General features: G+C 47.0%; 8 protein-coding genes and 2 pseudogenes. 7 read left to right on the top strand and 3 right to left on the bottom strand.

The features are described from left to right. Positions 1-339 (top strand): annotated as a pseudogene (locus tag AKL11_RS13945) (helix-turn-helix domain-containing protein); the annotation flags it as partial. A gap of 183 nt (positions 340-522) precedes the next feature. On the opposite strand, the pseudogene AKL11_RS13940 reads toward AKL11_RS13945, so the two are convergent. The 3 genes and pseudogenes from AKL11_RS13940 to AKL11_RS13925 form a co-directional block, all read right to left on the bottom strand. Next, positions 523-1,878: pseudogene (locus tag AKL11_RS13940) on the bottom strand (IS1182 family transposase); the annotation flags it as partial. A 361-nt stretch (positions 1,879-2,239) separates the two neighbouring features. Then, on the bottom strand, positions 2,240-2,635 hold the full coding sequence (locus tag AKL11_RS13930) for a hypothetical protein (protein ID WP_067518519.1): 396 nt from the start codon (positions 2,633-2,635) through the stop codon (positions 2,240-2,242). Between the two features lie 373 nt (positions 2,636-3,008). Continuing rightward, positions 3,009-4,982 carry a hypothetical protein gene (locus tag AKL11_RS13925; RefSeq protein ID WP_067518517.1) on the bottom strand — a complete coding sequence of 658 codons (1,974 nt, stop codon included), beginning with the start codon at positions 4,980-4,982 and terminating at the stop codon, positions 3,009-3,011. 195 nt (positions 4,983-5,177) lie between these two features. Here AKL11_RS13925 and AKL11_RS13920 point away from each other — a divergent pair, with 195 nt between their 5' ends. From AKL11_RS13920 to AKL11_RS13895, 6 genes are all read left to right on the top strand, one after another. Continuing rightward, positions 5,178-5,738 (top strand): Smr/MutS family protein, encoded by a 561-nt coding sequence (locus tag AKL11_RS13920; protein WP_095210390.1) that lies wholly within the window; start codon positions 5,178-5,180, stop codon positions 5,736-5,738. A gap of 214 nt (positions 5,739-5,952) precedes the next feature. Then, a complete protein-coding gene (locus tag AKL11_RS13915) occupies positions 5,953-6,333 on the top strand; it encodes a DMT family transporter (RefSeq protein ID WP_067518515.1) in 381 nt (126 codons plus the stop codon). Then, entirely contained in the window at positions 6,312-6,647 is a 336-nt protein-coding gene (locus AKL11_RS13910) for an SMR family transporter (protein WP_067518513.1), read from the top strand. Before AKL11_RS13915 ends, AKL11_RS13910 begins: the two co-directional genes overlap by 22 nt. 231 nt (positions 6,648-6,878) lie before the next feature. Continuing rightward, positions 6,879-7,415, top strand: coding sequence for a peroxiredoxin (locus tag AKL11_RS13905; RefSeq protein ID WP_067518510.1), 537 nt, complete (start codon positions 6,879-6,881; stop codon positions 7,413-7,415). A gap of 280 nt (positions 7,416-7,695) precedes the next feature. Continuing rightward, positions 7,696-8,301, top strand: a complete 606-nt coding sequence (locus AKL11_RS13900; protein ID WP_067518508.1) for a YitT family protein — start codon at positions 7,696-7,698, stop codon at positions 8,299-8,301. 51 nt (positions 8,302-8,352) lie between these two features. Next, complete coding sequence (locus AKL11_RS13895; protein ID WP_067518506.1) at positions 8,353-8,775, top strand: hypothetical protein; 423 nt, start codon at positions 8,353-8,355, stop codon at positions 8,773-8,775. Positions 8,776-9,299 lie beyond the last annotated feature (524 nt).

Below are 9,299 nucleotides of genomic sequence, written 5' to 3'. Positions count from 1 at the left end.
CAAGTAAGCCGTTGGCGAGTTCGTTATGTAGCTGAAGGTTTTCGGGGAATAGAGAAAGACCTTCCTCGTGGTGGTCGTAACAAACAGATTAATGCTACGGAAATCGTTCGTTTGACCACTCAAACAAAGCYGGATAATGCTACTCACTGGAGCACTCGCTCTATGGCTGAAGCCGCTGGCATCAGTGCGACAAGCGTGCGTCGCATATGGAAAGCCCATGGCCTTAAGCCTCACCTGGAAAAGACATTCAAAGTTTCTCGTGATCCAAAGTTTGTGGAAAAGCTTGAGGATATCGTTGGACTCTATCTGACTCCTCCAGAACATGCCCTAGGAGGCTGTCGGACTTGAAAGTAAAAACCGGAGATGGGCCGCAATAAAGTCAAAAATCACAGAATCCAGTCTGGAAGTGCTGTTTATGTCGTCAGTCTCTTTTGCCCAAATATCGCAAATGCATGCGACAAATAACCTGTAAGCTGAAATAAACTGCATAAAAATGATACTTTCCTGAAGATCTTTCAGCATCAGCGTAAACATCCGCTTCAGGTTAAAACCCATGCACAGAAGATCCCATTCAGCAGACACTGCTTCAAGACCACGGACCAGAAATTGACGGTAACCCATCACTTCCTTCTGTATCCCAAACGTTGGCTCAATGGTGCTTTTTCTCAATGCATACACCGCCCGTCCTTCCCTGGTTTGCAATCGCCAACGCATCAACTCCAGTGCGGTAACATCATCGCCTGCGGGCATCGGCTCATCGGGCTTAAAGCGCTCCAGTAAAGGTTTGTTATGGGCATCCTTCTTTTCTGCAATGTAAGGGATAGCTCCAAACTTATCCACAGCAGACGCATTGCCCTGACTGAAGTAGCCCGTGTCGGCAAGAATCGCGCTGGGCTTGCCAATCTGCTCTGCACGAGAGGCCAGTTCTTCGAGGGCAGGCGCTACCTGTTGTTTGTCATTGGTCGCCTGAGTAATATGATTTTCAACAATAAGACCACTGTCGTTATCTACTGCGGCCTGCGCATTATAAGCCTGTACAAAACCGTTAGCAGACGTTGGCATTATGCGAGACTCCGGATCTGTCAGGTTGACTTGATCTTTGTCCCTGGGACCCGGCGTAGGGGCTTTCGGTTCTTTGCCCCGTGGCTTTTTTCCCGTATCTCTGATCGCATCACGACGGGCAACTTTGTCCTGGAATTCTGCCAGCTCTTGCTGATAACGTTCTTCAGCTCGTCGCTCAATTTCAGCTTTGGCATTGGCAATCACCTTGAGGCGATCTTCCCTGCATTTCAGCTCATCAGGAATGGATAATTCGTCTGGCAATTTTTCAGTATCTGCTTTTTCAGCCATCCTGAGGAGCTCTTCAACTTCTGCCTTGAGCTGCTTTTCGAGCTTGCATGCGTGCTTGTAACTGAGCGCCTTGTGTTTGCTGGCATTGGCCTTCATCTTGGTTCCATCGAGGCTGATGGTTCCCAGCTTCAACCATTCTGCCTGTTGCGCAATCARCAATATCTGAACAAAAAGTTCACTGATTTCKTTACGGAAGCGCTGGCGAAAGGTGTTGATACTGTCGTGATCCGKATGCTCGTTGGCGCAGATATATCGAAAGGSGATGGAGTCATAAGTTGCTTTCTCCAGTTTGCGACTGGAGAAGACACCTGTTGCATATCCATAGAACAATAACGACAGCATGAGGGATGGATGCCAGGCTTTAGAACCCCTTCCTTTATAGGCGCTGATCAAAGGTGTGAGGTCTAGCTGCTCAACCACCTCTACAACAAAGCGAGCAAGATGCACCTCTGGCAGATAATCCTGAACAGTGGCAGGAAAAAAGTCAGGGATGTCTCGGTCAATGGGTCTGAAAGTCCATTTGTTCATTGGCTGGCTGTCTTTTACGATCTTGCGGGTATTATACTCAAAAGTTGTTCTAAGTCCGACAGGCTCCTAGTAGGGTCACGCTCACTTTGACAATCAAAGGCAAGTTTTGCAGGTCCTTCCGACAGAGCAGTAGATGGTATAATTGCACAGTCATGAATATTCATTGGAATTAGTGTATTAAAACTCTGTGTCTGTGCTCGGTAGCGGGTCAAATGTATGGGTAGAAGAGGCTGCAGCAATCGAATAACCAGGCTCTTAAAGCGATCCACCAACGCATCTGGCCTACTACCCTGTGCTCTTTTTTTCATATCTTCGAGTATTTCAAAAATCCTCTTTTCTTGCCATTCTTGCGCTTCATTCTCTAAGACTTTTGATACCATATAGTTGTCCGATAGTTGTCCGATCTAAGAGATATGAAATTATCGACATTTATCGCGCTAAAACTGATGAAATCCTTCAAATTGAGGTATTTGACTATTTCAAATTTTAAATCTTGATTCAATGGCAAGACATTCTTTTCTGCAGGCTCAGAATTCACCTTTCTCAAGGGGGAGAATATATTGGGTTTGGGTTTGGGTTTGGGTTTGGGTTTGGGTTTGGGTTTGGTGTTTGTTTTAAATTCACTTGACCTGAGATAGTCATAAACATTGGCAAACCGATCTACGACAGCAAGAGGTGGATGCATAATAATATCCTTTCTTTTGAACCAATGCTTTTGAATCGCTTTTGAATCAATATTTGAAAAAAAGTTCCCCATTCGGAAATTTCCGGCCTGCTACCCAGCAATTAAATTCCCCATGAAATTCCCCGTGCTGACCGGGTATCCTCACTCTTATGGTTACAGACCAAGCAGGTCGGCGTTAGATGCAATGGGAGTGACACGGAAACGCTGCTGGGAATACGACGCTGGGTTCTGGAATTTGATATCAAAAGTCTGTTTGACAACATTTTACACTACTCTTCACTACCAAAATTAGCTGAAAATTGCATAATGCCGAGGCCTTTTTGAAACTGAATGGTGTTTTTGCTTATCAGTTTTACTTCAAAAGGTATATGGTAATCGCCGTTTATTATAACAGCTTATTCGTGACGTAGGTTGGGTGGTAGCCAGGTCAGGAGATAATGTCGACTTAAACCATATTTTTCAGACTCAGTCGCGTCAGTGTTTTCTTAGCATTGTAGAGGTCGATCTGCCAGCTTTCTTTCGGTTGCGGGATCTCCATAAACGACACATTGTCAAGGGAGTAGGAAGCGCTCAGAGGTGTTTCATAGCGGGCGATAAACTGCAGACGTTCGAGACTGGCGCCATAGGTCTCCACCAGAAAATGAATGGTCTGATCACTGAGTGGCACGCGATAATAGCGGATCAGATTCTGAGCCAGTTTCTCGGCGCTGGACGCCAGATTCTTTTCGACCGCACCGGCCATGGCTTCGCCCCAGCCAGCTTTGGTTCTTGCGCTCATGCCGGGCTCGATATTGGCCAGACTGGTGGCGTTGGAGGTTTCAATAGCCCGCTGGGTTTGAGGATCGTTCAGATGAATGTACGGGTCCAGAATCGTGGCAATTTCAATGGCAATGTCCCGGGCATTAGCTTCTGTCAGCAGGTCGGTTTGTTCGTGCCATGACGCTGGAAACTCTTTCCCGATTTTGCGGCCGGTGGGGAGCTCAGGAGAGCCTTCAAGATATTGTCGGAGCTTCAACGCGATCTCAGCCCGATCGTCATCGTCGAGAAAGATAAATTGTTCCGAGATGGTCAGGCTGCGTTTCAGGTTTTCATTCTTCTGATTCTGGTAATTGGATGACAACTTCTGCCAGTTTTTCAGAGCGCGCTTTAACTGCAGGCTGTCACGACCCTGTTTGAGGTAAGCCCGACGACTTTCATTGTATATCTGCAGTGCTTTTTCCAGCTGCTGGCTTTTGGCTGTTAGGGTGTTTAGCTGTTTGGAAGGGCCTTTTTTTAATGGGGTGGTGAACATCAATTGACGGGCTTCACGAACCTGTAGGCTTAACGTGTCCAGCGCGCGTACGGCAATGGACAGCAATTTTGGGGTGCTCAAACCACTGCCACTGCCAATCTCCGAAGGCATGCCAATGTTACTGAGGTAGGTGTTCAGTGCTTTTAAACGGGAATAGACTCGCGCACGGCTGATGCGCAGATCATTCCGTTCTTCTTCGAGTTTATCCAGCGCTTTGGCCAGATCCCAGTGACCGGTATATTCGATTTTCAGGAAAGGGATTTCACGTCCACAAATCAGCTCAAAACAAAGCGTGAGCATTTCTTCCACGTCGTGGAGCGTCATCAGGTTTTCGTTGCCTTCCTCTATCGCCGACAGAATCCGTTCAATAAACAGCGGCTCCCGACGTTGCCCTTGATGTGGGCGCATGACGATGCCGTTCAGCCGCTTCTTCATGGCTTCTGCGGTTCTTGGGTGATGTTCATTTAGCGTTTGGAAAGCGTCGTTCGAAGCTTCTTCAGCTTCGTTAATAACATCTCGCATACGGCTATAAAGGCCGGCACGGCGGAAAATTTCAATGCGCTCTGCCTGTTTGGCCAGTACTTGATTGCCGGTGAGATCTTCGATCGCGGTGGACACCCATTCGGGGCCAAGATCCATTTTTCGCAGAAGGATGCCAGCAGAATGAATACGACGTTGTTCCTCTGTCATATTGGCCTGACCAAGATCTCGTGCCTGATAGATGAGTTCCGGCAAGTGATCGATCAGGTACAGACGGTTCAGGCGGTCGCGGATTGCCTGCCGGCCGTGAGTCATGTTGTGGAACAGCTTGTAGCCCATACCCAGGGCAACGGCGATTACCGAGTAGCCCAGAAAGTAAAAGGCTCTCTCCAGCGGCATTAACACGCCATAGGCAAAGTAGTAACCGAAATAAGCCGCCATCAGGGTAACGGGGCCGGCCGTCCAGGCGTACTGAAAAACAATAACGCTCCAAGGCTCCGGCTGGGGTGCACTGGCCACTTTTTCCAGCCACCGCTGATCCCGCTCTTCCAGTTTGAGATCAATGTTATCCAGCTGTTTTTTCCGGTGCTCTTTTTTATCAGGAGCGTTTACATCAGTGACGTTGTCAGCGTCGGCTGTCTGCGACATGGGTAGACCTGAGAGGGAAGGCGTTATTCTTAAGAAGGTATTCTAATCGGCAGTGTCGGTAAATCCCTATATGTATTACTACGGTTCTGTTGATCAGTGGGCTGTCATTCGCATTTCATTCTATCCCGACTATAAGACAATGGTTACAATAGTGTTTTGGTGTTTATCAAATCTGACTATAGACCTGCGCAACCTATGTGTAAAAACGACGACGAAGAACAAAGCTTTGAGCAGGCAATGAAGGGGGTTAAACCCCTGAAGAACAAAAACATCAAAGCCCAGATAGGTAAGCAACTGCCTAAAAAGGTATCGGTACCGGAAAGTACGTTACAGGCTCGGCGAAAAGCAGCGCAACAGCTTCAGTCATCGGGCGGTGCTGCATTATCAGAAGCCTGGGTCGAGCCCATCGAGCCGGAACAAAGCGTTGCGTTCTCCCGTGATGGTATCCAGCATAATCGGATGCGCCAACTCCGTCAGGGGATGATACCCATTCAGTTCGAGCTGGATCTGCACGGCTATAAGATCGATGAGGCTCGGGAACTGATCAGCGAGTTTATCCAGATTGCCCGACTGCGCGGTGTAACCTGTGTGCGGGTGGTTCATGGTAAGTCCCATCGCACGAAGGATCGCCAATCTACCCTGAAGAGTCATACCAATCATTGGCTGAAACAGATGTCGGACGTGCTGGCCTTTTGTTCCGCACCGGCGTCAGAAGGTGGCACAGGGTCGGTTCTGGTGTTGTTGAAGAAGCGTTAGGGGTTGTATATCTACGGCTGACTCAATAACCGTTGTTTTGCTACTCTCTTTTTCTATGTTCTTTATTTGTTGTTTTTATGCTGACTCACGTTATGAGTGATCACATCACGGTTCATTCCTACCTATCAGAGTGCCACTGGCGTTCAGCGCTGTAGCGTCTACTATTTCTTTCCAAAACATCATAAAAATCGACAAACTTATCTGGAATTATCCTGTGTATTACTGGTGTATGTTGTTTCTTGCCATCATTACGGAAGTGGCCAGCACATCGTTTATGAAGATGGCTACCGGCAGTCATCCGGTGGTTGGCTATACATTGATGGCATTGCTCATTTCAATTTCTTATTTTTTCCTGTCTCAGGCGGTCAGGAAAATACCACTGGCGATCGCTTATACCATGTGGGAAGGCGTTGGTCTGCTGTTGATTAGTGTGAGCTCCTGGTACTTTTTTGATGAACAATTTTCAGCGATGAAGCTGGCGGCCATGGCCTGCCTGATCACCGGCATGATGTTAATGAATCTGGGGGAGAAACTGTCTGAACGACAGCAGGCCAATAAGAAGGAGGAGAGCTCATGTCAGACCATCTGCAACTGATCGCCATTTTCTGGGTCGTGGCCGCATCAAGCTGTGACATTCTTGGTAACGTGCTGACCAAACTGTCCAACGGCTTTACCAAAAAACGGTTGGCAGGGTTGGTGATGATCGTACAGATCGCCGCGTTTGTGTTTCTGTCGTTTGCTTTGAAGAGTATTGATCTCAGTGTCGCCTATGCGCTTTGGGGATCCCTTGGAATTATTGCGACGTCCATTATTGGGCGAGTGATGTTTGGTGAAAGCCTGCACCCGGTTAAGGTGTTGGGTATCTGTATCACACTGGTGGCGATTGTTTTTCTGAAGCTCTCCATGTAAGTAGTTGACCAAATGAAATCATATTTTCTGAGCAAGTGGCCAGCCACTCTGCTGCGTTACAACTCTGGTCACATAGCTACGGCTATGCTCCCGGCGTTGTGCCTTGCATAGTAACTGTCCACTCACCCAGAAATATTCGATTCCATTTGCACAACTACTTAGCCGGATTTCGGCTAGCGAACAAAAGGTCGCCTAAACTGACACTTGAGTTTCCTGTCAGGAGTTGACCTTATGAAAATGATACCGGAAGTGACTTTTCAGACCCGTGTTCGTGATGAATCCATGCCCGGAGACAATCCGTTTCGCTGGCAGGAAGTCACCACCAAAGACATTTTTGCCCATAAAAGCATTGTTGTTGTTGCTTTGCCTGGGGCATTTACACCGACCTGTTCAAGCACGCACCTTCCCGGCTATGAGACTCATTATGAGGCGCTGAAAGATGCCGGTGTCGATGAAGTCTATTGCCTGAGTGTTAATGATGCTTTCACCATGTTTCAATGGAGTAAACGACTGGGGGTAGAAAAGGTCAAAATGCTACCAGACGGTAATGGAGATTTTACCCGGCTAATGGGGATGTTGGTGAAAAAGGAAAACCTGGGTTTTGGTTATCGCAGCTGGCGTTATTCCATGCATGTGGTAGAAGGTGAGATTCAGCAGGTGTTTGCCGAATCCGGTAAAGAGGATAATTGCCCCCATGATCCCTTTGAAGTGAGCGGTGTGGAAAATATGCTCGATTATTTGGCCAATGCCGTTCCTTCCAGCACCTGAGTTAACGTACATTAAGTAACTCCTGTCCTCGACTAATCCACAAAAAGTTGTCATATTGCCGTCACGATAAAAACAAACGACGGATGACTTTTTAATGGTCATGGATATAGGGGTTATACCAATGGCGTTTTTAAATTGTGGTGTGAGCAAGTTATTTTGGGCGACTGGGCAAGACGAAGAGACGAGTCATAGCAGTAGCTATGGCGAGGAACTTCAACGCTGATCCAGTCGGTCAAAATAGCTGCGCAGCCCATAATTTAAAAACAGAATTGGTATTACAATGGATCAGGATCATAGCCTGCGGGAAAACTTACTGGCGCTGATACTCGGCAGTGCGCTGGTTTCACTGGGGGTGGTTTTCTTTAATAAAGTGGGGTTGCTGACTGGCGGTACAGCGGGTTTGGCGATCTATCTTACTAAGGTGTCGTCGTTCAGTTTTGGACAGATATTTTTTGCACTAAACCTGCCTTTCTATATGTTGTCGTTCACGCGGATGGGCTGGCGATTTACCCTGAATACTTTTATTGCGGTCACCATTGTCTCGGTGGCGGTAGATCATCTTTACCACGTTATTCAGCTTTCCATGATTCACCCTTTGTATGCGGCATTATTGGGTGGTGGGTTGATAGGAACCGGTATGCTGGTGATCTTCAGACACAAAATGAGTCTGGGCGGTTTTAACATTCTGGCACTGTTCTTACAGGACCGCTTTGGTATCAGTGCCGGTAAGGTGCAAATGGCACTGGACTGTACCATTGTCGTGTTATCCATGTTTGTAGTGGATGCTCACTTGATCCTGTTATCGATTCTGGGTGCGGTTGCCACCAATTTGGTGCTGGCAATGAACCATAAACCGGGTCGCTATCAGCCGGTTCGCCAGGGTTGAGAGAAGGGCGCTGGCAAAATAACAATAAAAAATGCAAAGAGAGTGTTTGTAATGGTGCCTGAAATAACTCCGGAGTGGCTGTTAATCACAGCCGCCATTGCCATGTTGATCTCGCTAGTGGAAGCCTGGCTGGCAACCTTGATTATTTATGGAAAAGTTGAGTTTCTAAGGAAAATATTTCCTGCCACTCATAACCTGATTCGTTCCCATGTGGATTTCACCATTATGACGGCGCTTGCGGGTGTTCTTTATTTGATTATTACCCACCTGAACCTTGAGATTCCCGGTTGGATCATCGCGATTTTCTGCATTGGCGTTTTGTACAACCCCAGTGGTTTTATTGCCAAAGCCATTAATCCTGAGATGGGGAGTGCGAATACGACCTTTGGTAAGGTGATGGTTTGCCTGGGTTTTGTTCCGGCAACTATTGGTTTTGGTTATACATCATTGGCTATTCTCGAAGCCTTGGTTTAATACCAATTCTGCTTTTAAATTGTGGGCTGCGCAGCTATTTTGCCCGACTGGGTCTGCGTTGAAGTTCCTCGCCATAGCTACAGCTATGAATCGTCTCTTCGCCTTTATGCCCTCGGGTATTGCCCAGTCGCCCAAAATAACTGCGCAGCCCATAATTTAAAAGCGACATTGGTATAAAAAACTTGTCCGTAATAGAGAGTTTTGAATGCAGGCGTTCCTTGGATTCTATTACGAGGCTTGGGGAGATATCAGCTAACTGTTTGTGTGTCCAGTTGATATTTCCTCTTGGTGAGGAACTTATTTCTTTTAGGCTAGTCCTAGCCTAAACCAAAACTCATTTGAAACATACGGTTCTAAATGAGCAGATAAATTGATCCAAAGCATGAAACGAAAAACGATTCAAGACGTATAATTACAGATCATTTTTTGCCATAACTATTCGATTCATGCTTAAAGTCCTACACGATAAATGGAATCAATCCCCAGAATGCCTCTATCAATCTGGATTATCAGAACCTCACCAT

This window comes from Endozoicomonas ascidiicola (genome assembly GCF_001646945.1).
Taxonomy (GTDB): Bacteria; Pseudomonadota; Gammaproteobacteria; order Pseudomonadales; family Endozoicomonadaceae; genus Endozoicomonas; species Endozoicomonas ascidiicola.
Note: the sequence above shows the minus strand (reverse complement) of the source record. Positions and strands in the feature narration are given on the sequence as shown.